The sequence below is a fragment of the Streptomyces sp. NBC_00984 genome, from assembly GCF_045162475.1.
Classification (GTDB): Bacteria; Actinomycetota; Actinomycetes; order Streptomycetales; family Streptomycetaceae; genus Streptomyces.
In genome coordinates, this window is the sequence record NZ_CP108734.1 from 3,426,044 (window position 1) to 3,451,161 (window position 25,118).

Consider the following 25,118-nt stretch of genomic DNA (forward strand, 5'->3'; position numbering starts at 1 on the left):
GCCCTGCGGTCCGGGAGGCAGGCCCACGAACAGGGTCCTGGCGTATGTCGAGTCGCGGAAGAACCTCACCGGGAGCGCCTGCGGGATCGCCGGTCTCGCCCTCACCTTCACCGGGCTCGCGGGGGCGTACTGGCCGGTGGTGGTCCTCGGGCTGTACGGCGCGGGCGCGCTGATCGCCCCGCCCGAACGGCCGCCGGTCCCGGTCTTCCCCGATCCGTCGACCCAGCTGGACGCGCTGCGCACCGACTACCGCGCGCTGTGCGGGTATCTGGACGAGGTCGAGCTGCCGCCCGCCGCGTCCGGCCGGCTCACCGAACTGACGGACCTGCTCGACGGGCTGCTCGCCCCCGGACCGGTGGCCGAGGCCCTGGCCGCCGACCCGGAGGGCATCCATGTCCTGGCACGCGCCGTGCGCCAGGACATCCTGGAGTCGGTCGACACGTTCGTACGGATCCGCCCGTGGACGCGGATGGTTCCGGGCACGGAACCGCCCGAGCGCCATCTGGAACAGCAGCTGACGCTGTTGCACCGGGAGGTCGAGGGTCTGGCCACGGCACTGCGGGAGGCGGAGGCGCGGCGCCAGCAGACCCATACGCGCTATCTGGAGGACCGGGGCCGGAACGGGTAGTGCGTGTGGCGAGGGTGGAAGAGCGCGGCCCTCCGGAACCGTGAGGGGGTTCCGGAGGGCCGTACCGCGGCGGGCTGTCGACCCCACAGGTCAGGGCGGATGTCCGAGGCCCGGCCGCGGGGTGTGCGGGGCGCACCCGCGCGGGGTGCGCCCGGGGGCGTCAGCCCAGGCGCTGGACCAGCGCGCGGTACTCGTCCCACAGCTCCTTCGGCGTGTGGTCGCCGAAGGTGTTGAGGTGCTCGGGTACCAGCGCCGCCTCCTCGCGCCAGACCTCCTTGTCGACGTCGAGCAGGAAGTCCAGGTCGGACTCGGAGAGGTCCAGGCCGTCGGTGTCGAGGGAGCCCTTGGCCGGCAGGATGCCGATCGGGGACTCGACGCCCTCGGCCTTGCCTTCGAGGCGCTCGACGATCCACTTCAGGACGCGGCTGTTCTCGCCGAAGCCGGGCCACACGAACTTGCCCGCGTCGTTCTTGCGGAACCAGTTCACGTAGTAGATCTTCGGGAGCTTGGCCTGGTCCTTGTCGGCACCGACCTTGACCCAGTGGTTCATGTAGTCGCCCATGTTGTAGCCGCAGAACGGCAGCATGGCGAACGGGTCGCGGCGCAGCTCGCCGACCTTGCCCTCGGCGGCGGCGGTCTTCTCGGAGGCCACGTTGGCCCCGAGGAAGACGCCGTGCTGCCAGGTGAAGGACTCGGTGACCAGCGGGACGGCCGAGGCGCGGCGGCCGCCGAAGAGGATGGCCGAGATCGGCACGCCCTTCGGGTCCTCCCACTCGGGCGCGATGATCGGGCACTGGCCGGCCGGGACGGTGAAGCGGGCGTTGGGGTGGGCGGCCGGGGTGTCGGACGCGGGCGTCCAGTCGTTGCCCTTCCAGTCGGTGAGGTGGGCCGGAGCGGTCTCCGTCATGTCCTCCCACCACACGTCGCCGTCGTCGGTGAGCGCGACGTTGGTGAAGACGGAGTTGCCCCACATGGTCTTCATGGCGTTGGCGTTGGTGTGCTCGCCGGTGCCGGGCGCGACGCCGAAGAAGCCCGCCTCCGGGTTGATCGCGTACAGCTGGCCGTCCTCGCCGAAGCGCATCCAGGCGATGTCGTCGCCGATGGTCTCCACGGTCCAGCCGGGGATCGTCGGCTCCAGCATGGCGAGGTTGGTCTTGCCGCAGGCCGACGGGAAGGCCGCCGCGACGTACTTCGCCTCGCCCTGCGGCGGGGTGAGCTTGAGGATCAGCATGTGCTCGGCGAGCCAGCCCTCGTCACGCGCCATGACGGAGGCGATACGCAGCGCGTAGCACTTCTTGCCGAGCAGGGCGTTGCCGCCGTAGCCGGAGCCGTAGGACCAGATCTCGCGGTCCTCGGGGAAGTGCGAGATGTACTTGGTGGAGTTGCACGGCCACGGAACGTCCTCCTGGCCCTCCGCCAGGGGCGCGCCCAGCGTGTGGACGGCCTTGACGAAGAAGCCGTCGGTGCCGAGCTCCTCCAGGACGGCCTGCCCCATGCGCGTCATGGTGCGCATCGAGACGGCGACGTACGCGGAGTCGGTGATCTCGACGCCGATCGCGGAGAGCGGGGAGCCGACGGGGCCCATGCAGAACGGCACGACGTACATCGTGCGACCGCGCATCGAGCCGCGGAAGACGCCCTTCTCACCGGTGAAGCTGTTTCCCTCTTCCCCGGTAAAGATGGCCCGCATCTCGGCGGGGGCCTTCCAGTGGTTCGTCGGACCGGCGTCCTCCTCCTTCTCGGAGCAGATGAACGTGCGGTCCTCGACGCGGGCGACGTCGCTCGGGTCGGACGCGGCGTAGTACGAGTTCGGGCGCTTGGCCTCGTCCAGCTTCGTGAAGGTGCCCTTGGCCACGAGCTCCCCGCACAGGCGCTCGTACTCGGCCTCGGAACCGTCGCACCAGACCACCCGGTCCGGCTCGGTGATCGCTGCGATCTCGTTCACCCAGGAAACGAGCTCCTGGTGATCGGTGGGGACAGTGAGGGGAGCCGCGATGTCGCGCGCCACGATCGCTCCTTGTTGAGGGTATCTGTTTGGTAGTTGCCCCGTGGGGGCTGCGACCCGGATGCTTCGAATCCCGTTGGCGCTCATCCGGTGCCGACCGCACTCATTTGATCATCCGACCGTTTCGCCCATATGTCCAGAGGGCCGCACACGTGAGCATTGCCACTCGTATCGGTTACCTACGGTCGCGTAGGTACGATGCGGGAATGACTGCTGCCGCCGCCGAGCCCGCGTCCGCCGGGCTGGAACCAGCCGAGTCCGACACCGTCCCGGCGAAGCCGCGGATGCGTGGCTGGCTGCACGCCGGGATGTTCCCCGCCGTGATCGTCGCGGGGGTGGCGCTGATCGCGTTCACGGACAGCGCCCTCGGCCGGATCGCCTGCGGGATCTACACCCTGACCGCGTGCCTGCTGTTCGGTGTGAGCGCGCTCTACCACCGGGGCACCTGGGGTCCGCGCGGCGAGGCGGTGCTCCGCCGGCTCGACCACGCCAACATCTTCCTGATCATCGCGGGCACCTACACCCCGCTGACCCTGCTGCTGCTCCCGAAGTCCACCGGGACACCACTCCTCTGGGCGGTCTGGGTGGCCGCCCTCGCGGGGATCGCCTTCCGGGTGTTCTGGGTCGGCGCCCCTCGCTGGCTCTACACGCCCTGCTACATAGCGATGGGCTGGGCCGCGGTCTTCTTCCTGCCGGACTTCCTGCGGACCGGCGGGATCGCCGTGCTGGTGCTGATCGTCGTCGGCGGGCTGCTCTACAGCGCCGGCGGCGTCATCTACGGCATCAAGCGGCCCAATCCGTCACCGCAATGGTTCGGCTTCCACGAGGTCTTCCATTCGCTGACCCTGGCGGCCTTCGTCGTGCACTACGTCGGTATCTCACTGGTGGCCTACAACCACCAATGAGCACCGCTCCACCCCCGAGCCCCCCGTGGCCGCGACTTCCGAAGTCGCGGCCACTCGGCGTGCGGGGCCGAGCGCGGGAGATTCATTGACACTCGCACTCTTTTGGGAGTTACCATCATTTGACAGTAACCCCCGAAGAAGACGGACATGACCCCGGCGCCCGTCGATGCCCGACAATGGAGGCCATGGCCGCCACCTCTCGTACCCCTTCCGTTTCCGCGCCCGGCGCGCAGCCCGCTCCGGGTCTGCGCGAGCGGAAGAAGCTCAGGACCAGGATCGCGATCCGCCGGGCGACGTACCGGCTGATCTCCGAGCAGGGTTACGACGCGACGACGATCGAACAGATCGCGGAGGCGTCCGAGGTGTCGCCGAGCACCGTCTTCCGGTACTTCGCGACCAAGGAGGACATCGTCCTCACCGACGCGTACGACCCGGCCGTGGAAGCCGAGCTGCGGAACCGGCCGGCCGGCGAGCCGCCGCTGGAGTCGCTGCGGTTCATCATGACCGAGGCGCTGACGGCGTTCCTCGCGAGCGAGGACGAGGAGCTGCGGCAGCGCACCCGGCTGATGGTGGAGGTCCCCGCCATCCGGGCGCGGATGACGGAGACCATGTCGGACACGGCGAAGGTGCTGGCCCAGGCACTCGCCGACCGCAGCGGCCGCAACCCCGACGACCTGGAGGTCCGGGTGCTCATCGCGGCGGTGCTGGGGGCGCTGCGCGAGGTGACGCTGTACTGGGGCGAGCACGGTCAGGAGGGCGACCTGATCGCGATGATCCACCAGGCGCTGGACAGGCTCGAAGGCGGGCTGACGCTGTAGAAGCCGTCTCGTCCGACGAGGTCGTGCGCGAAGCCGTCCCGCCCCACGCGACGTTGTCGCCGCCCGCTCAGCTACGGCCTGGCGACGCGCACCGAGGGCATCGCCGAGCGGCTCCGCCCGCACTCGCAGGTGAAGGCGGAGGCCGGCGTGGGCCGCCGGTCGCCCTCAGTCCTCCGCCGGGCTCGCCCCGAGGCTCCGCGCCAGCTCCTCGCAGTCCGTCGTCGGCGCATCGCACACGAAGTGCCTGCACACATACGCGGTCGGCGCCCCGCCCACCATCGGCCGGTCGGCCAGCAGCGGGAACTCGGCCCCGGCCGTCTCCCCCGCCGCCACCACCGCACCGGGCGCCCGCCCCAGGAGCGCCGTACGGTGCAACTCGCCGCCGACCGGTCCGGCGACCGCGACCTCGCGCGGCCCGTCGAGCAGGGCCTCCGCGACGGCGAGGCCCCAGCCGGTGAACCGGGGAACCCGCGGCCCGAGCGCCTTCACGACACCCAGCGCCCCCTCCGCGGCGGTGCGATGGGCCTCGGAGCCGGTGTGCGCGGCGTACGAGAGCAGCGCCCCGGCCGCCGCCGTCCAGCCCGCCGGGGTCGCGTTGTCGGTGGGGTCCTGCGGGCGGCGGATCAGCCGCTCGGCGTCGTCCGCCGTGTCGTACAGCTGGCCGCCCTCGCCGGTGAAGTGCTGGAGCACGATGTCGAGCAGGAAGCCGGCGAACTCCAGCCAGACGCCCTCGCCGGTGACCGAGGCCAGGGCGAGGAAGCCCTCGGCCACGTCGCCGTAGTCCTCCAGCACCCCGGCGTGCCCGCCGGACCGCCCGTCCTTGGACGTACGGTCCAGCCGGGCGACGTCGCCCATGTGCACCCGTACCAGCAGATCCGCGGCCTCGGTGGCGCGCTCGACGAGGTCGGGGCGGTCGAAGTACGCGCCCGTCTCGGCGAGCGCGGCAATCGCCAGACCGTTCCAGGCGGCGACCACCTTGTCGTCCCGGCCGGGGCGCGGGCGCAGCTCGCGGGCGGCCAGCAGCGCGGCCCGCACCCGGGCCACCCGGTCCGCGTCCGCCCCGGCGTCCGCCCACGGCAGCCGGAGGACCGAGGAGCCCTCCTCGAACGTGCCCTCCTCCGTCACCCCGAAGTGCTCCGCGGCGAAGGCGGCGTCCTCCTCGCCGAGCACCTCCCGCAGCTGTCCGGGCGTCCACACGTAGTACGCGCCCTCCACGTGCCGCCCGGCCCCGTCCTCGCTGTCCGCGTCGAGCGCGGAGGCGAAACCGCCCTCGGCGGTGCGCAGTTCGCGCACCATGAAGTCGGCGGTCTCCAGGGCGACCCGGCGGGCCGCGTCCGAGCCGGTGGCCCGCCACAGGTGCGCGTACACCCGGCAGAGCAGCGCGTTGTCGTAGAGCATCTTCTCGAAGTGGGGTACGACCCACTCCCGGTCCACCGAGTAGCGGGCGAAGCCCCCGCCGAGCTGGTCGTACATCCCGCCCCGGGCCATCGCCCCGCACGTGTCGACGGCCATCTGGAGGGCACCCTCCGCCCTGGTGCGGGCGTGGTGACGCAGCAGGAACTCGATGGTCATGGACGGCGGGAACTTGGGTGCCCCGCCGAATCCGCCGTGCTTCTCGTCGTACTCGCGGGTGAGCCCGAGCAGCGCCTGTGCCAGTTCCGCCTCGCCGGGCAGCCCCTCGCCGCCGTGGACGAGGGAGCGCTGGGTGAGGTCGTGGACGATGCGTCCGGCGACCTCGGCGACCTCGTCGCGGCGCTCGGTCCAGGCGGCCGAGACACCTTCGAGGACCTGCCGGAAGGACGGCATTCCGTGGCGCGGCTCGGGCGGGAAGTACGTGCCGAAGTAGAAGGGTTCGGCGTCGGCGGTCAGGAAGACGGTCATCGGCCAGCCGCCCTGACCGGTCGCCGCCTGCACGGCCTCCATGTATACGGCGTCGACGTCGGGCCGTTCCTCGCGGTCGACCTTCACCGGGACGAAGCGCTCGTTCAGATAGGCCGCGACCCGGTCGTCCTCGAAGGATTCGTGCGCCATCACATGGCACCAGTGGCACGCTGAGTAGCCAACCGACAGCAGAACGGGTACACCGCGCCGCCGCGCTTCCTCGAAAGCCTCCGGCGTCCAGGGCCACCAGTCGACCGGATTGTCAGCGTGCTGAAGCAGATACGGCGAGGTCACACCAGCTAGCCGGTTCATGCGATCCAGCCTCTCACAATGCCCACCCCCGTCGGTGAGGCCTGCACCGGCTCTGCCTCGCTCGGCCGAACTGCGCTGATCCGCCATCACGTGGTGGACGACCGCCTCCCCACTCGTCACAACTCACTTGGGGCAAGCATTCAATCGGGACGGCTCGCCGGGCGGGCTTCGACGAGCACGACAAGGGCCCCACCGGTCCCAGGGCTGTCGGTGCGCCGAAACAGAGAAGAGGCAGAGAGGGAAGGTGATCGCGCTCTTCCGAAATCGGGCGGCTCGGTATCACAGGACAGTAGGCTGAGCCCGGCAGTGCTGGAACTGTTGAGGCTCCTCGAAGGAGGCACACCATGACCGCCGAGATGGTGGCGCCCGCATGGATGCATACGCAGATCAGCGCGGAGCAGTACGAATCCTGGTCCGATGAGCAGTGTGCCGGCATTGAGATCGTGGACGGGATGGTCGTTGTGAGCCCGAGCGCATCCAAGCGGCACAACCGGCTGGCCCGGATCCTGGCCAATGCCCTGGACGCCGCCGCAGGCCCGGACTGGAACGCCGACACGGACTTCGACGTCCGCCTGCAGGACGTCCCCCTCACCAACCGCCGTCCAGACGTCGTGGTCTACCGGGCTGAGACCATCGACCTCGCGCCCACCCGCCCCGAACACGTACTTCTGGTCGTCGAGGTCGTATCGCCCGGCTCGGAAACCACCGACCGGATCGTGAAGGTGGACCAGTACGCCAAGGCCGGCATCCCCTTCTTCTGGCGGATCGAGCAGGCCGCCACCGGCGTCCCGATCATCTACACCTACGTTCTCGACCCCGCCACCAAGGCCTACAGGGATGGCGAGATGTTCACCGGCGTGATCAAGGCTGCCGCGCCCTTCTCCGTCACTGTCGACCTGGGGACCGTCTGACGATCAACATTCGCTCGGGCAGCATCATGCGAAATGCTGGAGGCGCCCACAAACCCGGAGCAACACACCTCTCCGATTCACTACTGGTCGACACTTCAGCAAGCGCACTGGCACCAGTGGCAGCTCGCGTAGCCGACGCTGAGCTGCACCGGCACGTTCCGCCTGCGTGCCTCCTCGAACGCCTCGGGCGACCAGGGCCACCAGTCGACAGGATTGTCGGCATGCCGGAGGAGGTACGGGGAAGTCTCACGGTCCAGGCGATTCGGCATGGCCACATCCTCTCTCAGCCCCGGTTGATCGCATCACTCTCTCGCGCTGACGCGCCGTACGCAGGAGACTGGGCGGCGATGCCGGCCGATGCCGTCGCAACCGTCGTATCCGGAGGGGGACACACATGCGGGACAGCCATCGGGCCGAAGCCGAAGGGCTGTTGGTGCGCGCCGTGGAGGAAGAGGTGCGGCGCTCGGGCGGCCGGGCCGACGCCGGGACGCTGACGGCGCGCGGGCGGGCCGCGCTGGATTCGCTGGCGGCCGCCGCGGACGACGAGTACGCCGCGTATCTCCAGGCGCTGGACGCCGCGGAGGCCGGAACGCAGCCGCTGTCGCAGCGGTTCAGCCGGGCGGCGATGGGAACACCCCTGCTGGTCACCGGAGTTGCCGCGGTCGCCGCCTTCGGCGCGGATGTCGCGTTCGGCACGGCGACGGGACCGGCGCTCGGCGCGGGCGCCGTCGTCGCGGTCGCCGGGGCCACCGCCACCGTCGCCAAGGTCACCGCCTCGCACTGGCCCGCCGCCCACCGCAGGGCCGGCGCGCTAGGGCAGCCCGGCGGCGCCGAACAGCTGCGGCTCCAGTGGCTGGCGGCGCTGGAGGTGCGGGGCATCCGCCCCTTCATCGACCAGCAGCGGATGCTCACCGCCTCGTCCCGCACCCCGGCGAAGAAGGTCCCGCCGCAGTCGCGGACCGCTCCGTCGCTGCGCCGTACGGACCGCAGCGCGGCGGCCCGTACGCGCTCGCTGCTGGAGCAGTCGTCCGACCATCTGCCCGCGTCCGACGGACCGTTCGCGGGGCGGCGGGCCGAACTGGAGCAGATCGCCCGGTGGGTGCGGGAGGCCCGCGCGTCGACGGAGACCAAACCGACCGTCGTCGTCCTGCACGGCACGCCCGGCTCCGGACGCACCACGCTCGCGGTGCGGGCCGCGCACGGCCTGAAGGACCTGTTCCGCGGCGCCTGCGTGGTGGACCTGCGCGGCGATGTGGCCGGTGAGGCGCCGCTGCCGACCCGTGACGCGCTGCTGCACCTGCTGAACCGGCTGGGCGCGCCCCGTGAGCAGCTGCTGTTCCGGGACGGGGCGTCCCCCGGCGGGGCGGCCCCGTCGGCGCGGGGCAGGGCGTCCGCCGAGCAGCAGGTGCGACGGCTGAGCGAGCTGTACCACCAGCATCTGACCGGCACCCCGGTGACGATCGTGCTCGACGACGCGGGCGACGCGGAGCAGGTCCGCACGCTGGTCCCCGAGCGTTCCGACAGCCTCGTCCTGGTCACCGCCCGCGAGCCCCTGGAGCTGCCGGCCGACATCCCGGCCCGGGTCCACCACCTGCCGGTCGGCGCGCTGGACGCGGCCGGCGCGGAGGAGCTGCTGCGCGAGACGGCCGGGACGGAGGAGGGGCCGTACGACGCGCGGGCGACGGACACCGTCGCCGAGCTGTGCGGTGGGCTGCCGCTCGCGCTGCGCATAGCGGGCTCCTCGCTGGGGACACGCACCCGCGACGCCCTCGCCGCCGATCTCGCCGGGTACGGTCCGGTCGCCCCGGTCGAGCGGGCGCTGTGGCTGCGTTACACCGACCAGTCCGAGCAGGCCCGGCGGCTGCTGCGCCGGCTCGCGCTGGCCGGGCGGGCGAGCCTCGGAGCCGCCGCGGCGGCCGCGCTGCTGTCCACCGACGAGCAGGAGGCCGAGCGGCTGCTGAAGGCCCTGGCCGGGGCCGGGCTGCTGACCCATGTGCGCGGCTCGCGCTACCGGCTGCACGACCTCGTACGGGGCTTCGCCCTGGCCCGGCTGCGGGACGAGGAGGAGGCGGCGGACCGTACCGCGGCACAGGAGCGGCTGATCCGGAACTACGCGGACCTGGCCGGTGCGGTGATCCGCATGGTGGACGGCAAGATGTCCACCCGGGCCGGGCAGTTCGGCTCGCACGGCTTCGGTTCGCTGGACTCGGCGCTGCGCTGGCTGGACGACGAGTCGAGCTTCATCACCTCCGCGCTGCGGCACGCCGAGGGTGTCGACCAGGGGGCCGTGCTGGACCTGCTGGGCGCGTTGTGCGACTACTGCCTGCTGCGCGGCGACCTCTACCGGCTGGGCGAGATCAGCGAGTTGACGCAGGCGGTGGACCAGGGGCTGCTGGAGCGGTCCGTGCAGTGGCGTACCGGCATCGCGGCCCGTCAGCTCGGCGAGCTGGACAAGGCCCGGACCACCCTGTCGTCGGTCGTCGGCCTGTACCGCGAGGCGCAGAACGGGGCGGGTACGGCGCTGGCCCTCTGCTCGCTCGGCATCACCTTGCACCACCAGGGCAATCTGACCGAGGCGTCGGCGCGGCTGCGCGAGGCGATCGAGCTGCAGTCCTCCGAGGAGCAGGCGGAGGACCGGGCCTGGTCGTTGCACGCGCTGGCGGCCGTCGAGCGCGACCGGGCCCGGCTCGCGGAGGCGCTGACCCTGCTGGACACCGCGCTGGCCCTGCACCGGGAGGGCGAGTCGCTGCACGGCGAGGCGTGGACCCTGTTCCAGCTCGGCCAGACCCTGCTGCGGATGGGCGAGGTGGAGCGGGCCGAGGACGCGCTGCGCGGGGCCCTGGACCTGTACGGCCGCACCCGTGACGAGCGGGGCGAGGCATGGGCGCTGACCCAGCTGGCCCGCGCCCGGCTCCTGGCCGGCGACCCGGCCCCGGCCGTGGAGCAGCTGACCGGGGCGCTGGCCCGCCACCGCGACAACGAGGACGCGCGCGGTGAGGCGTGGACGCTGTTCTACCTGGGCCAGGCGCTGGAGGAGAACGGCGACACCGACCCGGCCGTCCGGCAGCTGGAGCGGGCCCGCACGATGTTCTCCCGGATGCGGGACGTGTACGGGCTGGCGTGCGCCCGCCACCACTCGGGCCGGGTCACCCGTGACCAGCGGGCGGCCCAGACCGGGAACCTGCGCAACTCCGGCTTCGCCCGCCAGCTCCTGGTGGACGCCCGCGCCGACTTCCGGCGCATCGGGGTCGCCCACGGCGAGGCGTGGACGTGCCTGGAGCTGGCGCTGATCGACGCGGGCAACAACCGTGCCCCGCAGGCGCTGGAGCTGTGCGGCGAGGCGGTGGAGCTGTTCGACTCCTACGGCGACGCGCGGGGTGCGGACTGGGCGCGTTTCCTGCGCTGCACGCTGCTGCCCTACGCGTCACCGGGCGGCAGCGAGGTGGGCACGGTGGTGGCCCAGCAGGAACTGGCCGAGCTGCTGGGGGCCGGGCATCCGGCGCGTGACGGCAAGCTGGAGGACTGCGCGGAGGCGTTCACGGTGGTGCTGAACCGCGGTGTGGACCTGGAGGACGGCTGGCAGGCATGGCGCCTGGGCATGACGCCGACGCGTCATGCCCGGGAGGTCATGGGCGTACCGGTCCCGGCCGGGCACGGCCCGTCCGGCGTGTGAGGACGGCGTCGGGTCCGGTCCGGCCATGAACCGGCCGGACCTGCGCCGGGCGACGGGGCGGCGGCCCGGGACCTTCCGGGCCGCCGCCGCCCGCTTCCGTCGCTACTTCCGCTTCGCGGAGCCCGCCCCGGCGGTGGCGTCGGCCGCCACCGCGTCCGGGTCCGGGGCCTCCTCGAAGTCGACCTTGCCCATGTGCCGGTTCATGGACTTCATCAGCAGCCACACGCCTGCGGCGAGCGCCGCGAAGACGATGAAGCCGAGAACGCCGGGGGTCACCTTGTTCTTGTCGAGCTCAGCGGCAAGCGGAACGAGGTCGGTCAGTGCCTGGGTCGCGTACATATCAGGCATTGTCGCGGATGCCCGCGAAGAGGTCGCTCTCGGGGAGGGAGGTATCGACGAGGGACTTCGCCAGCTCGTACTCCTCGGTCGGCCAGACCTCCTTCTGGATGTCCATCGGAACGCGGAACCAGCCGCCGTCCGGATCGATCTGCGTGGCGTGCGCGATCAGCGCCTTGTCGCGGATCTCGAAGAAGTCCGCACACGGAACGTGCGTGGTCAGCGTGCGTTCGTCGCGCTCGAACTCCTTCCAGCGCTTCAGCCACTCGCCGTACGGCGACTCCAGGCCGCGGGCCAGCAGCGCCTCGTGCAGCGCCACCGTGCGCGGCCGGTTGAAGCCCTGGTTGTAGTAGAGCTTCTGCGGCTGCCAGGCCGGGCCGAACTCCGACTCGGGGAACTTCTCGGTGTCCGCCGCGCCGTCGAAGGCGATCATCGTGATCGTGTGGGTCATGATGTGGTCGGGGTGCGGGTACCCGCCGTTCTCGTCGTACGTCGTGATGGCCTGCGGACGGAACGCGCGGATGCTGCGGACGAGACGGCCCGCAGCCTTCTCCTCGTCCTCCAGCGCGAAGCAGCCTTCGGGCAGCGGCGGCAGCGGGTCGCCCTCGGGCAGGCCTGAGTCGACGAAGCCGAGCCACTCCTGCTCGACGCCCAGGATCTCCCGGGCCTCGTCCATCTCCTTCTTGCGCACCTCGTGGATGTTCTCCTCGATGTACGCGTCGCCCTGGAGCTTCGGATTGAGGATGGAGCCGCGCTCTCCTCCCGTGCAGGTCACCACCAGCACGTCCACCCCCTCGGACACATACTTGGCCATGGTGGCCGCGCCCTTGCTCGACTCGTCGTCGGGGTGGGCGTGGACGGCCATCAGTCGCAGCTGCTCGGTCAAGACTCGATCCTCAGTGATTCGGCACATGGGCAGGCTTCTATAGTGACCGAACCGGGGGGTGGAAAATTCCTCGATCCCCGGCCCAGGAGGAACGATCATGACCGCGGTGCCCGAGGCGCCTCCGGAGAACCGCTACGGCCGCTCCGCGGACCAGCGCGCGGACCGCCGGCTGAAGATCATCGGCTCGGTGCTGGGCGTCGTGCTTCTCGGTGTGGTCGGCTGGATCGGTTACGACTACGTCGCCGGCCAGGGCATCAGCGCCGAGGTGATCAAGCGCAAGGTCGTCTCGGACGAGCGGGTCGACATCCACCTCGAAGTGCGCAAGGACAAGGACGTCGAGGGCTACTGCACCCTGCGCGCGCAGCAGGAGGACGGCAGCGACGTGGCCCGCAAGGACTTCCGCTTCGACGAGCGCACGGACCGGATCGACCGGATCCTGACGCTGCGTACGACGTCCAGGGCGACCAGCGTCGAGCTGCTGGGCTGCACCGTCGACGACGGGGCCTCGCATTGACCGGCGCACGCCGGCCCTGACCCACCGTTCCCGGGCCCGACCTGCGCATACGCGGTCCCGTCGATTTACCTTCTCCCCCTTTTCCTGCGGAATTGTTAGGCTCGTGGTTTCGCCCACCCGTGGAAGCACATGCTTACGGGTAGGGCGATGCTTTGTATTCCCAGTACCGACGAGGAGCACCCTGTGACCCAGACCAGCGAAAACGTCACCTGGCTCACGCAGGAGGCGTACAACCAGCTCAAGGCCGAGCTGGAGTACCTGTCTGGTCCCGCGCGCACGGAGATCGCCGTAAAGATCGCGGCGGCCCGTGAGGAGGGCGACCTGCGCGAGAACGGCGGGTACCACGCGGCCAAGGAGGAGCAGGGCAAGATGGAGCTCCGGGTGCGCCAGCTGACCCAGCTCCTGGAGCACGCGAAGGTCGGCGAGGCACCGGCCGACGACGGCGTGGTCGAGCCCGGCATGGTCGTGACGATCTCCTTCGACAACGACCCGGACGACACGATGACCTTCCTGCTCGCCTCGCGCGAGTACGCGAGCTCGGACATCGAGACGTACTCCCCGCAGTCGCCGCTCGGCACCGGCGTGAACGGCAAGCGGATGGGCGAGGACGCCGAGTACGAGCTGCCGAACGGCAAGACGGCCACCGTGAAGATCCTCGCGGCGAAGCCGTACACCGGCTGATCCCGCACCACCGACGCAGGGAGCCTCCGGCCCGTCGGGCCGGAGGCTCCCTGCGTGTGCGGATCAGCGGCGCCCGGACCGGGTGCGCCATCGGCCGGCCGCCCGACGGCGACACACCCGGGTTACCGAAGAGCACCCGGGGCGAGCGCGGCGCGGCCCGGTTCGGCCCGGCCGGTCTTTCCGCGCCTGGCGACACATCGGGACAGGCAAGGGTCAGCTCATCACCAGATAGCCCGCGTCCCGCAGCGCCGCCGAGACCTCCGCGCAGTGCTCCGGCCCTTTCGTCTCCAGCTGGAGCTCCACCTCGACCTCGGTGAGCCCGAGCCGGGGATCGGTCCGCACATGCCCGATGTCGAGCACATTGGCGTCGACCACCGAGAGCACGCCCAGCAGGGTGGCCAGCGCACCGGGGCGGTCCGTCAGGCGCAGCCGCAGACTCAGATAGCGGCCGGCCGCCACCATGCCGTGGGTCAGGATGCGCTGCATCAGCAGCGGGTCCACATTGCCGCCCGAGAGCAGCGCGACCACCGGCCCGCGGAACGACTTCGGATCGCTCAGCAACGCCGCGACCGGGCTCGCACCGGCCGGCTCCACCACCAGCTTCGCCCGCTCCAGACAGAGCAGCAGCGCACTGGACAGCTCGTCCTCGGAGACCGTACGGACCTCGTCGACCAGCTCCCTGACCAGCTCGAACGGCACATCCCCGGGGCGCCCCACCTTGATGCCGTCCGCCATCGTGTTCAGCGAACCGATCGACACCGGATGGCCCACGGCCAGCGAGGGCGGATAGCAGGCCGCACCCGCCGCCTGCACCCCGACGATCCGCACATCGGGCCGGACCGCCTTGACCGCCACCGCGATGCCCGCCGCGAGACCACCGCCGCCGATCCCCACGACGATGGTGCGCACCTCGGGGCACTGTTCGAGGATCTCCAGGCCCACCGTGCCCTGTCCGGCGATGATGTCCGGGTGGTCGAAGGGATGGATGAAGACCGCACCGGTCTCCCGCGCGTACTCCTGCGCGGCGGCGAGCGTGTCGTCGACGACATGTCCGTGCAGCCGGACCTGCGCCCCGTACTGCCGGGTGGCGGCCACCTTCGGCAGCGGCGCCCCGACCGGCATGAAGACCGTGGACCGTACACCGAGCAGCGCAGACGCGAGTGCGACACCCTGCGCATGGTTTCCGGCGCTCGCGGCGACGACTCCGGCCGCCCGCTCCACCGGGGACAGGCCCGCGATCCGTACATACGCGCCACGCAGTTTGAACGAGCCGGTCCGCTGGAGGTTCTCGCACTTGAAATGGACCGGCGCGCCCACGAGGTCGCTCAGGTGGCGGCTGCCTTCCATGGCGGTCACCCTGGCCACGCCGGAGAGCATCTTCTGCGCCCCGCGGATGTCGTCGAGGATCAGCGGGGGGAAGTGGCCGGTCACGCGGAAGTTCATACCGTAAGTCTTGCAGCTCGGCCCGCAGGTCCCGCCGCTCGGCAGGGCGGCGGCCGCCGCGTCCGGCCCCCTCCTGGACCGTTGTCCACAGGTTTGTGCAGCGCTGGTACGCGTTGCCCTGTGGCCGCGTACTCTGTCCCCCACCCATCCGACACCGCACGAAGAGAGCCCCCGGCCATGCCCCCTCAGGACATGACGACAGCTGCGTCTCCTTCCGGGGGCGCCGCCCCCGAACCCACGGGTTCCGACCACGTCCTCGACGCTCTGCAGCACCAGGTCGCGGTATTCGCCCGCCGTGCCGAGCAGACCCGCCTCGGCGGTGTCGGCCAGGTGCGCAATTCCATGGACCGGGCCGCCTATCTGCTGCTCAACCGGCTGGACCGGGAAGGGCCGATGGGCGTCAAGGCACTCGCCGCGGGCATGGGGATCGACTCCTCGACCGTGACCCGGCAGGTCGCACCGCTCGTCGACACCGGGCTGGTCAAACGCACCTCGCACCCCGAGGACGGCCGGGCCGTCGTGCTCCAGCTGTCGCCGCGCGGCCAGGCGCGACTGGACGAGGTCCGCGGCTCCCGGCGCGAGCTCATGACCCAGGTGACGGACGGCTGGACGGCCGAGGAGCGCGAGACCTTCTGCGCACTGCTCACCCGGTTCAACACCTCGCTGGCCGCCCGCCAGACCTCGCACCAGGCGCCCCCGGCCGGCTGACGGAAGCTCCGGGTCCGGACCGACCTGCTGCACACCTCTTGACCGGGAGACCCGCAGCGGCTCGTATGTGGACTGTGCGAGAGCGCCAGACGGGCCGGGAGCGGCGCCGCGCCCAGGAGTTCGAGACCTTCGTCGCGGGCGCGGCCGGCCGTCTGCTGCACACCGCCACGCTGCTCACCGCCGAGCCCATGCGTCCGCCGGGAGCCAATCCCCGGGCCCAGCGGCTGCTCACGGCCGCCCTGGCGCGCACGTACGCGCAGTGGGACCGGCTGCGCGGCGAGGATCCGTACGACCGCACCCGGCGCGAGCTCGCCGTCCGGTTCGCCCACGAGGTCTGGCGGCACCACCGGCCGCGCGGCGGGCTGCTGGACCCACTGACGCCGCAGGAACGCCTCGTCCTCGTGCTGCGGCTGTACGAGGGGGTCGCGGAGGAGCAGGCCGCGGCGCTGCTCGGCCTTCCGGTGGAGCGGGTGCAGGCGATCTGCAACCGCTCGGTGGCCACGATGCGCGGCACCCGCCGGCCCACGGCGCGGCGGGGCACACCGGGTCCGCTGGGGGTCACGCGGTGAGCCGCGGCGGCGACCGGGAGGACGAGGTCCGGCGGATGCTGGACGGCCCGCATCCCCAGGTGCCCGCCGATCTGGCGCAGCGGGTGGCGGAGCGCGGCGGCAGGCTGCTGCGCCGGCGGCTGTTCGCCCGCCGGCTGATGCTGCTGGTGGCGTGCGCCGCGGCGGTGGCCTTCACGGTCTGGGCGATGGCGGCGCATCCCTGGCAGGCACCTCCCGCCGAGACGACGCCGCTGGAGGGCTGGTGAGCGGCAATTCCGGGCGAACTATCCTGGAATGGGCGGCATGCGGAACCGGCCGAGGAGGCTGCCATGACCAGGAAGATCGCTGACTGCCGCAAGCATCCGAGTGTGTCGCACTGCTCGCTCACCATCTCCGGTGAGGAAGAGGAAGTCGTACGGGCCGCGACGGAGCATGCGGTCTCCGTCCATGAGCACAGCGACAGCCCGGAACTGCGCGAACAGATCCGGGCGATGCTGGAGGACGAGAAGGTCAACGCCTGACACGCCGCGGACGGCCGGGCGGACCCGAGTGTGCGGGGCCGCCCGGATTTCTTGAGGTCCTAGGGCCTGTCCGACCATGATCCGCCGGACAGGCCCTAGCCGAGCGCCTGTGTCAGGTCGGCCAGCAGGTCGTCGGCGTTCTCGATGCCGACGGAGACGCGGACGAGGTCGGCCGGCACCTCCAGCGGGGAGCCCGCCGCCGAGGCGTGCGTCATGCGGCCGGGGTGCTCCACGAGCGACTCGACGCCGCCCAGCGACTCACCGAGGGTGAACAGCTTCGCCCGGTTGCAGACCTGGACCGCGGCCTCCTCGCCGCCCTCGACCCGGAAGGACACCATGCCGCCGAACGCCTTCATCTGCTTCGCGGCGATCTCGTGGCCCGGGTGCTCGGGCAGCCCCGGGTAGAGGACCTGGGTGACCTTGGGGTGCCGGGTCAGCAGATCGGTGACCTTGGTGGCGTTCTCGCTGTGCCGGTCCATGCGGACCGCCAGGGTCTTGATGCCGCGCAGCACCAGCCAGGCGTCGAACGGTCCGGCGACCGCGCCCATCGCGTTCTGGTGGTACGCCAACTCCTCGGCGAGTTCCGGGTCGCTGACGATCAGCGCGCCGCCGACGACGTCCGAGTGGCCGCCCATGTACTTCGTGGTGGAGTGCACCACCACATCGGCGCCCAGGGCCAGGGGCTGCTGGAGGTAGGGGCTGGCGAAGGTGTTGTCGACGACCAGGCGCGCACCCGCGGCGCGGGCCACACCGGCGATCGCGGCGATGTCGGTGATGCCGAGCAGCGGGTTGGACGGGGTCTCCACCCAGATCGCCTTGGTGCGCGGGGTGATCGCCGCCCGTACCGCCGCCACGTCCGAGGTGTCGGCGACGGAGAACTCGACGCCCCACCGCGAGACGACCTTCGCGAACAGCCGGAACGTGCCGCCGTAGGCGTCGTTCGGGATGACCACATGGTCGCCGGGGGTCAGCAGCGTACGGAGCAGGCAGTCCTCGGCGGCGAGGCCGGAGGCGAAGGCGAGTCCGCGGCGGCCGCCCTCCAGGGCCGCGAGGTTCTCCTCCAGTGCGGTACGGGTCGGGTTGGCGCTGCGGCTGTACTCGTAGCCGCCGCGCAGTCCGCCCACACCGTCCTGCTTGTACGTGGACACCTGGTAAATGGGCGGAACAACGGCGCCGGTGAGGGGATCGGCGGTGTTTCCCGCGTGGATCGCGAGGGTCTCGAAGCTGTGCTGGTCGCTCATGGGGCCCGAGCGTAGTTCGTCGCGAGGGCGCCCACCGGACTACCGGGCCGTCCGGTGACAATGGGTGCATGGAGATTCTCTGGTTCCTGCTCGCCCTGTGCATGCTCGCCGCGGTCGTCGGCCCCTTCGTGCTGCGCCGCCGCGGCGGAATCCGCCAGGTCGCGCCGGGTTCCCCGGACGCCGCCGACCCGGACGCCTACGGCTTCGTGCGCCAGGAGGAACTGGACATCCGGCTGCCGGGCCCGGACCAGGATCTTCTCGATGTGCTCGACGTCGTGCAGCGTTCCCAGGACTGGCGGGCGGCCTCGCAGCTGCTGGCCGGCACGCCCAAGGAGGGCGAGGTGCGGTGGCAGCGGGTGCAGGCCTTCGCCGGGGCCGCCTCGCTGGAGCTGGCGCAGCAGCCCGGTGTCGGTGGTGCGTGGCTGCGCAAGTGGCGGGCCCAGGCGCCGAAGGACGCGGGCGGTGCGGCGGTGCACGCCGAGTTCCTGGTGCAGCAGGCGTGGCGTTCGTCGACCGCGGGGACGGACGACTTCCGCATCATCCTGGAGGAGGCCCGCACGGTCTGCGGCGAGGCGGCGCTGCTGGCGCCGGGCGACCCCGTTCCGTACCTCACCGAACTGGCCGTCTCCCGCGGACTCGGCTACTCCCACGAGGAGTTCGACCGGCTCTGGGCGAAGGTGATGGACCGGGCCCCGGCCCACATGGGCGCGCACATCGCCGCGCTGCACTACTGGTGCGAGAAGTGGCACGGTTCGCGCGAGGACGCCGACCGCTTCGCCACCGCGGCCGCCGCCCGCGCCCCGCAGGGCTCGCTGCTGGCCGCGCTGCCGCTCTTCGCGGTGTACGAGCATCTGCCCGAGGTCAATCTGGTGCAGGGCTTCTACCGCGGCCTGGTGGTGACCAAGGCGGTCGAGGGTGCCCTGTTCGCGGTGCACGCGGCCCACCCCGACGACCCGATGCTCGCGCACGTCCGCCATCTGCTGGTCCTCTTTCTCGTCCGGATGGAGCGCTGGTCGGAGGCGATGAACCAGCTCGTCCACATCGACGGCCACGTGGGCGCCCTGCCGTGGACGCAGGACCCCGATCCGGCCGCCGAGTACACGGTCTACCGGGCGCTGGCGGTGGCCGGCTACGAGGCGAACGGCGGCAGCCCGGCGACGCTGCCGCGGTAGGGCCCGGCCCCGGCGGGCGGAATCCATGGCGCTCCCGCCGCGTTGTACGCACTGCACACCCACCCCAGGAGGAACCCCCGCATGTTCCTGCAACGCCGCACCCCTCAGCTCCCCACCCCGGAGGAGGCCCTGAAGGGCCGCCCCACCCCCGAATTCACCGTCCCGTCCCGCCACACGGTCCTCGGCAACCAGTTGCTCGGCCCGTACCCGCAGGGCCTGGAGGTCGCGGACTTCGCGCTGGGCTGTTTCTGGGGCGCCGAGCGCAAGTTCTGGCAGACGGACGGCGTCTGGACGACGCTCGTCGGCTACCAGGGCGGCTACACCGAGAACCCCGCGTACGAAGAGGTCTGCTCGGGTCTCACCGGCCACACCGAGGCGGTCCGCGTCGTCTTCGACCCGAAGACCGTCTCGTACGCCGAGCTGCTGAAGCTCTTCTGGGAGTCCCACGACCCGACCCAGGGCTTCCGCCAGGGCAACGACGTGGGCACCCAGTACCGCTCGGCGATCTACACCCACTCCCCCGAGCAGGAGGCCGCCGTGGCAGCCTCCCGCGAGGCGTACCAGAAGGTCCTCACGGCCTCCGGCCACTCCACGATCACCACGGAGATCCTCCCGGCGGAGGGCCGCACGTTCTGGCCGGCCGAGGCGTACCACCAGCAGTACCTCGACAAGAACCCGGCGGGCTACTGCGGGATCGGCGGCACGGGGGTCTCGTGCCCGATCGGGGTGGCTCCCGCCGGGGAGTGAAGGCCCGGAAGCCGCGCTGTCACCGCAACGACACTGCGCTCACGCTGTGTGTGCAGCGGTGATCGCCGTGCGGTGGGTGGGAAATGCCCACGGATGCCGCACACGCTGGCGCCAGACACAACGGAGCCCCACCGGGTGCAGCCGACGGAGCTCCGAAGGTGCGGTTCAGCCGAGGCGGAACTGCTGGTTGGGCTTGTCCTTGTCGGTCCACTGGACGAGCTTGGCGCCGTCCGCAGTGTCCTCACCGATGACGGACAGAAGCTTGCCGCTGTGGCGTGCCTCCAGGGAGAAGTACCCGTCGTCCTTCTGGACGAGCTTCCACTCCTGGTTGGGCTTGCCCTTGTTCGTCCACTGCACGACTGTCCCACCGTCCTCGGTATCCGAAGCAGTGACGGACAGGGCCTTGCCACTGTGCACGGCGATGACGTTGTAGTAGCCACCCGTCGTCGCCACCAGGTTCCAGTGCTGGTTGGGCTTGTTCTTGTCCGTCCACTGGACGACCTCAGCTCCGTCCTCGGTCCCCCGAGGCGGTGAAGGACACGAGCTTGTTGCTGTGACGGGCTACCAGAGCGGCAGTGAACACGGCCATGATTTCTCCTCGTTCAGTGATAAATCGACCACTGAAGTAACGACCACCAACCCGTCTACGGTCTGGCAACTGAGCCATACGGCCAGAAATCAACTCCTGACGACTCAGAAGAATCGACACGCCCTCGAACGACCGATCGGCGGGCATCGCACGACTGCGCCATGACACCGCCGATGACCGTCACCAGCAGTACCTCGACAAGAACCCGGCGGGCTACTGCGGCATCGACGACACGGGGGTCTCGTGCCCGATCGGGGTGGCTCCCGCCGCACCGCGACAGGCCGCCTGCGGCCCGGCGAATGCCCGCCCGCCTGCTTGTGGCCGGCGGGCACGTCTACGCCTATGCGAGAGGGGCGCGGCGAGGATCAGGCAGCGCTTCCGATGCGGTCCTCGCGCACCCCGGCCCCGGCCCCGGCCACTGAATCGTCGGGGTCAGCCGTCCGGTTACTGCCCGTGATCCGGACGGCTGCCGGGTGGCGCGTGGCCCTACCGCCGGGAGGGCAGGATCAGGGCATGCGGGTGACGATGACGAGTGCTGTGGCGCGGACCGGCCGCACGAATGAGGACTTCACCAGCGCCCTGCCGACGGCAGCGGTGCTGGTCGACGGTGCCGGCATCCCCGGCACCGCATCGGTCTGTCGGCATGGCGTGGCCTGGTACGCCAACCGCCTGGGAGGCGGCCTCCTCGTCCTTCTGTCCCTCGCACGGAACCGCAGCCTCCCGGAGCTGCTGGCCGAGGCCATCGAGCGGGTGACAAACGATCACCGGGACACCTGCGACGTAGCCGCCCCGATCAGCCCGTCGGCAGCCGTAGCCGTCCTGCGCCTGTCCGACGGCCTCGTCGAGTATCTGGTGCTCGGTGATTCGACCTTGGTGCTCGACCGGGCGGACGGCGCGCCGCTCGTCGTCTCCGATCCCCGGGAAGTGGTCATCAGCCGCCCCTACGCGTCCGCGCTCGAAGCCACTGCCGAGGGGAGCGACACGTACCACCGCGTCCTCCGAGAGCTACGGGCCAACCGGAACCAGCCGGGCGGCTTCTGGGTGGCCAAGGACGACCCCCGGGCGGCGGACGAAGCGATCACCGGGAGGTGTCCGGTCTCCGAGCTGGCCGGTGCCACTCCGCTCAGCAACGGGGCCAGCCGCATCGTGGACCGGTTCCGGCTCGCCGACTGGCCGACGGTCATCGCCCTCCTGGCATCGAGCGGACCCGCCGAAATCATCCGCCGTGTCCGGCAGGCGGAGGCCCGCCACGCGGTGGCGGCGGACGATGCGACGATCGCGCACTGCACCGGCCTCGGCGAGACTTGACCGCTGCTGACAGAGGGTGCCTGCACCTGCCATCCGACCCTGCGCGGTGGGAGGCCGGGCCCGCCGGCGCCGTACGGACGGCCCTCGTGGATACCGGGGACCGATCCGGGAAAGGATCACCGGCGTCCGAAGCATCGCCGACTCCACCGTCAACACCAAGCCCACCACCTCCGCCGCCTTCACCGCCTCCACTGCCTCCACCGCCCTGACCGAACAGCGCTTGCGGGACCCGTGGCTCACCCTTCTCGGCCGTCCAACCGATCGAAAGGTTCCCCCTCCTTGCACACGCAGACTTCGAATGCCGTGCCCGAACCCACTCCCACCCTGCTGGAGCGGCTCCCCGTTTTACGCCGTGGACTCGACCGGCTGGAGCGCAAGCCCACCGCGTTCGGCCTGGTCATGTGGGCTTTCGGCCTGGCCAAGCCGGTGTTTTTGGACCATGTGGTGACACCCGAGCCGCGCGCCGAACTCGGCCCCGTGCGCGAGCTCCTGGAGAGGAACCGGGAGTGTTACGCCGAACACCTCACCGGCTTCCTGGAGTACGCCGACCAGCTGGCCGGGATCCCCTTGAAAGGGGTGGAGAAGGCGTCCGCCGCCTACTGGGGCAACACCTGGCTGCCCCCGCTGGACGCGCTCTCGCTCTATGGCTTCCTCGCCTCCGAGAGGCCGGCCCGCTATCTCGAAGTCGGCTCCGGGAACTCCACCAAGTTCGCCCGCCGGGCCATCCGGGACCTCGGCCTGAACACCCGCATCACGTCCATCGACCCGGAGCCCCGGGCCCATATCGACCACCTCTGCGACGAGGTGATCCGTCTCCCGCTCCAGGACGCCGACCTCGGCGTCTTCGCCGAACTGGAGCCGGGCGACATCCTCTTCGTCGACGGCTCGCACCGGCTCCAGATGGGCTCCGACGTCATGGTGTTCTTCTTCGAGCTGCTGCCCCGCCTCAAGCCGGGGGTGCTCATCCAGGTCCACGACATCATGCTTCCGGCGGACTATCCGGAGTCCTGGCGCTGGCGCCTCTACTCGGAGCAGTACCTCCTGGCCGCGCTGCTCACCGCCGCGCCGGAGCGCTTCGACTCCAGTTGCCGAACGCCTTCATCCACGCCGACCCGGAACTGTGGAGGATCCTTGACCCGCTCTGGCGCCGGCTCGGCGTGACCAGGCACTTCCACCCGGGCTCCTTCTGGTGGCGGCACGCGGGCTGACGCTCCTCCGCCGCACCGGCTCCGGAGCGCCGCCGGCCGGCGGCGCTCCGCGCCCACCGTCGCCCAACTGCCGCGCGATGCGTCCGGTCGGGTACAGCAGCGCCTCCGGCACGCCTGCCGGAACGCGGCTGCCGACGGCCGCGCCCCGACATCCGTGCTGATCAAAGCGGTGCCGGAGGGCGGCGGCCCCTGCGGGACCACGAACACGCCAGCGCGAACACATTCGGTAATAATTTAAATACACAGAGTAATTTCCCCGAGGTGGAGACGCCCCATCGAGGAATCCGCGGTTTCCGGTCAACTCCGGGGCCGGTACAGGACTCCCGGGGCCCGAGCAGTTCCCTGCGCGCCCGGCACGGCCAGGCGATCAGCCCCTTGGAGAGAAGTGATGACGACCAGCTTCCAGCGACCCAGCAGTCTGGCCCGCGTGGCCGCCTCGGCAGCCGCAGCCGTGGTCATCGTGCTGTTCCCCGGCACCACCACTGCCGACGCCGCTGCCAACCACCTGCCGCCCGGCGTGGTCAAGCTCCAGGACAGCGAGCCGTGCCCGCCCGCCACCCTGTGCCTGTACCGCGACTACAACAATCGAGGCCCGGCCTACGGCATCGGCGCCGGCCACCACGTCGACCTGCGCGACCTGCCCATGAGCGGCGGCGTCAACGGCCCCACCGCGGCCGACGAAGTCTCCTCGTGGGTGAACAACACCAACCACCTCGCCGTGCTCATCGACACGGACGAGGAGACAATCCGCCCGCTGTTCCCACAGCAGTCCCTCCAGGAGCCCCCGCAGACGAACGACACGGTCGACATCGTCCGCTGGGTGTAACACCGGCCGAACCGTCGGCGAGGCCGCACCCGAGCGGCCCATCGACCCGCAGCCCCGGTGCCGTGGCCGTCTCCTGCGATCAGGGGGCGGCCACGGCCATGTGAAGGCTCCGCAATGCCCCGTCCCACGACGCCGGGCGCCGATCAACGACGACGGGTTGATACGAGTTCGGCGAAGGCACGCAGCACCGCCGCTCGTTGCGCGGGAGCGGTGCCGCGCACGGCGATGACGAGGGCCAGCAGGAAGGTCACCGCGAGGACGACGACCACCGCGAGCAGCACCTTCGGCGTGCCGACCGCTAATTGCAGAATGAGAGTGTTCATGAGACCCCTCCGATGGCGGGAACGATGAGATACCGACCGCTTGGAGTCCGGGAACCAACAGGGTGCGCTGCAGCCCATCACATGCGACCGACGGCGATCACCGCCATGTCCGGTCGAGGCTGCGCCCCAAGACAGGCCCCGGCTAACGTCCGTAGCGGGTAGGGCAGCTCATCCACCTGTGGAAGGTGTTCATGTCCGTCCCCCCAGAGGTCGGGTCCTCGTCGACACGAGCACCATCGGGTTGTGTTGAGCACCCCCAGCCTGCCCCATCCCTGCCGTCCGGCGCCTCCCGCAAGAACGCCTGTGGCCGAGTCGTTACGGATCGGCCGCCCGGCCGCCCGTCGCTTTGCGCAGGGCAGGGATCGGGAGGTAGGGCAGGCGCCCTGCCTCTCGGGTGCATGCGATCAACGGGCCCGGCATCAGGGAAAATGAGCCATCGCACTCGCGCCGGAAACAATTCCGGCGGGATCAACCGCCGCACGAAGAGGGCCGTCCACCGATGACGAGCGAAGACCACAGCATTCCCGCCTCCCCGGCCGGGCGGCCCTGGTTCATGGTCAATGAAGTCGTGGCGTTCGTCGTCGAGTTGGCGGCGCTGGCCGCTCTGGGCTGGTGGGGTTTCGCCACCGGGGACGGTGTGGCTTCCCGGCTGCTGCTCGGGATCGGGGCGCCCGCGGTCGCCGCCGTGGTCTGGGGCCTGCTCGCCGCCCCTCGCGCCCGCTTCCGGCCACCGCTCGTGGGGGTTCTGCTGGTCAAGGCGGTGGTGCTCGGCTGTGGTGTGTACGCGGTCCACGCGGTGGGGCATCCGGGGGCGGCAGCGCTCTTCGGGGTGGTGGTGGTCGTGAACACGGGGCTGGCGGAGACCTTTCGGCGCCGCGTCGCGGCGGCTGCCTGACACGGCCGGGGCCCGGCCGCGCGAGGCGGCCGGGCCGGG

At 71.0% G+C, this 25,118-nt stretch carries 24 protein-coding genes and 3 pseudogenes; 18 read left to right on the forward strand and 9 right to left on the reverse strand.

The features are described from left to right. Positions 1 to 37 precede the first annotated feature (37 nt). The gene (locus tag OG520_RS14800) at positions 38 to 628 is read left to right on the forward strand and encodes a hypothetical protein (RefSeq protein ID WP_406016486.1); all 591 of its coding nucleotides are present in this window, start codon (positions 38 to 40) and stop codon (positions 626 to 628) included. 160 nt (positions 629 to 788) lie between these two features. On the opposite strand, the gene OG520_RS14805 is transcribed toward OG520_RS14800, so the two are convergent. After that, entirely contained in the window at positions 789 to 2,636 is a 1,848-nt protein-coding gene (locus OG520_RS14805) for a phosphoenolpyruvate carboxykinase (GTP) (RefSeq protein ID WP_406013484.1), read from the reverse strand. Positions 2,637 to 2,839: 203 nt separating this feature from the next. On the opposite strand from OG520_RS14805, the gene OG520_RS14810 reads away from it, so the two are divergent. Both OG520_RS14810 and OG520_RS14815 read left to right on the forward strand, forming a co-directional pair. Beyond that, positions 2,840 to 3,538 (forward strand): hemolysin III family protein, encoded by a 699-nt coding sequence (locus tag OG520_RS14810; RefSeq protein WP_406013485.1) that lies wholly within the window; start codon positions 2,840 to 2,842, stop codon positions 3,536 to 3,538. A gap of 185 nt (positions 3,539 to 3,723) precedes the next feature. Beyond that, positions 3,724 to 4,356 carry a TetR/AcrR family transcriptional regulator gene (locus OG520_RS14815; RefSeq protein WP_406013486.1) on the forward strand — a complete coding sequence of 211 codons (633 nt, stop codon included), beginning with the start codon at positions 3,724 to 3,726 and terminating at the stop codon, positions 4,354 to 4,356. Between the two features lie 165 nt (positions 4,357 to 4,521). On the opposite strand, the gene OG520_RS14820 is transcribed toward OG520_RS14815, so the two are convergent. Continuing rightward, positions 4,522 to 6,549, reverse strand: a complete 2,028-nt coding sequence (locus OG520_RS14820) for a thioredoxin domain-containing protein (RefSeq protein WP_406013487.1) — start codon at positions 6,547 to 6,549, stop codon at positions 4,522 to 4,524. Between the two features lie 344 nt (positions 6,550 to 6,893). Between OG520_RS14820 and OG520_RS14825 the strand changes: the two genes are divergently transcribed. Next, positions 6,894 to 7,460 (forward strand): Uma2 family endonuclease, encoded by a 567-nt coding sequence (locus OG520_RS14825; RefSeq protein WP_399327505.1) that lies wholly within the window; start codon positions 6,894 to 6,896, stop codon positions 7,458 to 7,460. A 110-nt stretch (positions 7,461 to 7,570) separates the two neighbouring features. Here the strand turns inward: OG520_RS14825 and OG520_RS14830 are convergent. Then, positions 7,571 to 7,729: pseudogene (locus OG520_RS14830) on the reverse strand (DUF255 domain-containing protein); the annotation flags it as partial. Between the two features lie 125 nt (positions 7,730 to 7,854). On the opposite strand from OG520_RS14830, the gene OG520_RS14835 reads away from it, so the two are divergent. Beyond that, positions 7,855 to 11,133: a tetratricopeptide repeat protein gene (locus OG520_RS14835; RefSeq protein WP_406013488.1), complete on the forward strand. Its 3,279-nt coding sequence runs from the start codon at positions 7,855 to 7,857 to the stop codon at positions 11,131 to 11,133. 102 nt (positions 11,134 to 11,235) lie between these two features. On the opposite strand, the gene OG520_RS14840 is transcribed toward OG520_RS14835, so the two are convergent. Beyond that, positions 11,236 to 11,472, reverse strand: a complete 237-nt coding sequence (locus tag OG520_RS14840) for a hypothetical protein (protein WP_266415053.1) — start codon at positions 11,470 to 11,472, stop codon at positions 11,236 to 11,238. Between the two features lies 1 nt (position 11,473). After that, positions 11,474 to 12,355, reverse strand: coding sequence for a mycothiol conjugate amidase Mca (gene mca / locus OG520_RS14845; RefSeq protein WP_406013489.1), 882 nt, complete (start codon positions 12,353 to 12,355; stop codon positions 11,474 to 11,476). A gap of 97 nt (positions 12,356 to 12,452) precedes the next feature. Between mca and OG520_RS14850 the strand changes: the two genes are divergently transcribed. Beyond that, positions 12,453 to 12,869, forward strand: coding sequence for a DUF4307 domain-containing protein (locus OG520_RS14850; RefSeq protein ID WP_266415057.1), 417 nt, complete (start codon positions 12,453 to 12,455; stop codon positions 12,867 to 12,869). Positions 12,870 to 13,052: 183 nt separating this feature from the next. Next, positions 13,053 to 13,550, forward strand: coding sequence for a transcription elongation factor GreA (gene greA, locus OG520_RS14855; protein WP_266415059.1), 498 nt, complete (start codon positions 13,053 to 13,055; stop codon positions 13,548 to 13,550). Between the two features lie 213 nt (positions 13,551 to 13,763). On the opposite strand, the gene ilvA is transcribed toward greA, so the two are convergent. Then, positions 13,764 to 14,993 (reverse strand): threonine ammonia-lyase, encoded by a 1,230-nt coding sequence (ilvA, locus tag OG520_RS14860; RefSeq protein ID WP_266415061.1) that lies wholly within the window; start codon positions 14,991 to 14,993, stop codon positions 13,764 to 13,766. A 177-nt stretch (positions 14,994 to 15,170) separates the two neighbouring features. Here ilvA and OG520_RS14865 point away from each other — a divergent pair, with 177 nt between their 5' ends. The 4 genes from OG520_RS14865 to OG520_RS14880 all read left to right on the forward strand — a co-directional run bounded on the left by OG520_RS14865 (position 15,171) and on the right by OG520_RS14880 (position 16,770). Further along, a complete protein-coding gene (locus OG520_RS14865; protein ID WP_266415063.1) occupies positions 15,171 to 15,701 on the forward strand; it encodes a MarR family winged helix-turn-helix transcriptional regulator in 531 nt (176 codons plus the stop codon). Positions 15,702 to 15,775: 74 nt separating this feature from the next. After that, on the forward strand, positions 15,776 to 16,270 hold the full coding sequence (locus OG520_RS14870; protein WP_406013490.1) for a sigma factor-like helix-turn-helix DNA-binding protein: 495 nt from the start codon (positions 15,776 to 15,778) through the stop codon (positions 16,268 to 16,270). Continuing rightward, positions 16,267 to 16,515 carry a hypothetical protein gene (locus tag OG520_RS14875; protein WP_399327494.1) on the forward strand — a complete coding sequence of 83 codons (249 nt, stop codon included), beginning with the start codon at positions 16,267 to 16,269 and terminating at the stop codon, positions 16,513 to 16,515. Before OG520_RS14870 ends, OG520_RS14875 begins: the two co-directional genes overlap by 4 nt. Positions 16,516 to 16,578: 63 nt before the next feature. Next, the gene (locus OG520_RS14880; protein ID WP_266415069.1) at positions 16,579 to 16,770 is read left to right on the forward strand and encodes a DUF1059 domain-containing protein; all 192 of its coding nucleotides are present in this window, start codon (positions 16,579 to 16,581) and stop codon (positions 16,768 to 16,770) included. A gap of 95 nt (positions 16,771 to 16,865) precedes the next feature. Here the strand turns inward: OG520_RS14880 and OG520_RS14885 are convergent, their stop codons facing one another. Beyond that, entirely contained in the window at positions 16,866 to 18,011 is a 1,146-nt protein-coding gene (locus tag OG520_RS14885) for a cystathionine gamma-synthase (protein WP_406013491.1), read from the reverse strand. 68 nt (positions 18,012 to 18,079) lie between these two features. Here OG520_RS14885 and OG520_RS14890 point away from each other — a divergent pair, with 68 nt between their 5' ends. Further along, the gene (locus OG520_RS14890; RefSeq protein WP_406013492.1) at positions 18,080 to 19,183 is read left to right on the forward strand and encodes a hypothetical protein; all 1,104 of its coding nucleotides are present in this window, start codon (positions 18,080 to 18,082) and stop codon (positions 19,181 to 19,183) included. A gap of 81 nt (positions 19,184 to 19,264) precedes the next feature. Then, positions 19,265 to 19,930: a peptide-methionine (S)-S-oxide reductase MsrA gene (msrA, locus tag OG520_RS14895; RefSeq protein ID WP_406013493.1), complete on the forward strand. Its 666-nt coding sequence runs from the start codon at positions 19,265 to 19,267 to the stop codon at positions 19,928 to 19,930. 165 nt (positions 19,931 to 20,095) lie between these two features. Here msrA and OG520_RS14900 read toward each other — a convergent pair. Beyond that, positions 20,096 to 20,413, reverse strand: a pseudogene (locus OG520_RS14900) (RICIN domain-containing protein); the annotation flags it as partial. A gap of 275 nt (positions 20,414 to 20,688) precedes the next feature. Between OG520_RS14900 and OG520_RS14905 the strand changes: the two are divergent. The 4 genes and pseudogenes from OG520_RS14905 to OG520_RS14920 all read left to right on the forward strand — a co-directional run. Beyond that, a pseudogene (locus OG520_RS14905) lies at positions 20,689 to 20,796 on the forward strand (peptide-methionine (S)-S-oxide reductase); the annotation flags it as partial. Between the two features lie 236 nt (positions 20,797 to 21,032). Beyond that, positions 21,033 to 21,827 (forward strand): integrase, encoded by a 795-nt coding sequence (locus tag OG520_RS14910; RefSeq protein ID WP_406013494.1) that lies wholly within the window; start codon positions 21,033 to 21,035, stop codon positions 21,825 to 21,827. Between the two features lie 303 nt (positions 21,828 to 22,130). Further along, entirely contained in the window at positions 22,131 to 22,988 is an 858-nt protein-coding gene (locus tag OG520_RS14915) for a class I SAM-dependent methyltransferase (protein ID WP_406013495.1), read from the forward strand. Between the two features lie 435 nt (positions 22,989 to 23,423). Further along, complete coding sequence (locus tag OG520_RS14920) at positions 23,424 to 23,861, forward strand: peptidase inhibitor family I36 protein (RefSeq protein WP_406013496.1); 438 nt, start codon at positions 23,424 to 23,426, stop codon at positions 23,859 to 23,861. Between the two features lie 143 nt (positions 23,862 to 24,004). On the opposite strand, the gene OG520_RS14925 is transcribed toward OG520_RS14920, so the two are convergent. After that, the gene (locus OG520_RS14925) at positions 24,005 to 24,184 is read right to left on the reverse strand and encodes a hypothetical protein (RefSeq protein ID WP_399327485.1); all 180 of its coding nucleotides are present in this window, start codon (positions 24,182 to 24,184) and stop codon (positions 24,005 to 24,007) included. 499 nt (positions 24,185 to 24,683) lie between these two features. Here OG520_RS14925 and OG520_RS14930 point away from each other — a divergent pair, with 499 nt between their 5' ends. Then, complete coding sequence (locus OG520_RS14930) at positions 24,684 to 25,079, forward strand: YrdB family protein (protein ID WP_406013497.1); 396 nt, start codon at positions 24,684 to 24,686, stop codon at positions 25,077 to 25,079. Positions 25,080 to 25,118: the final 39 nt, after the last annotated feature.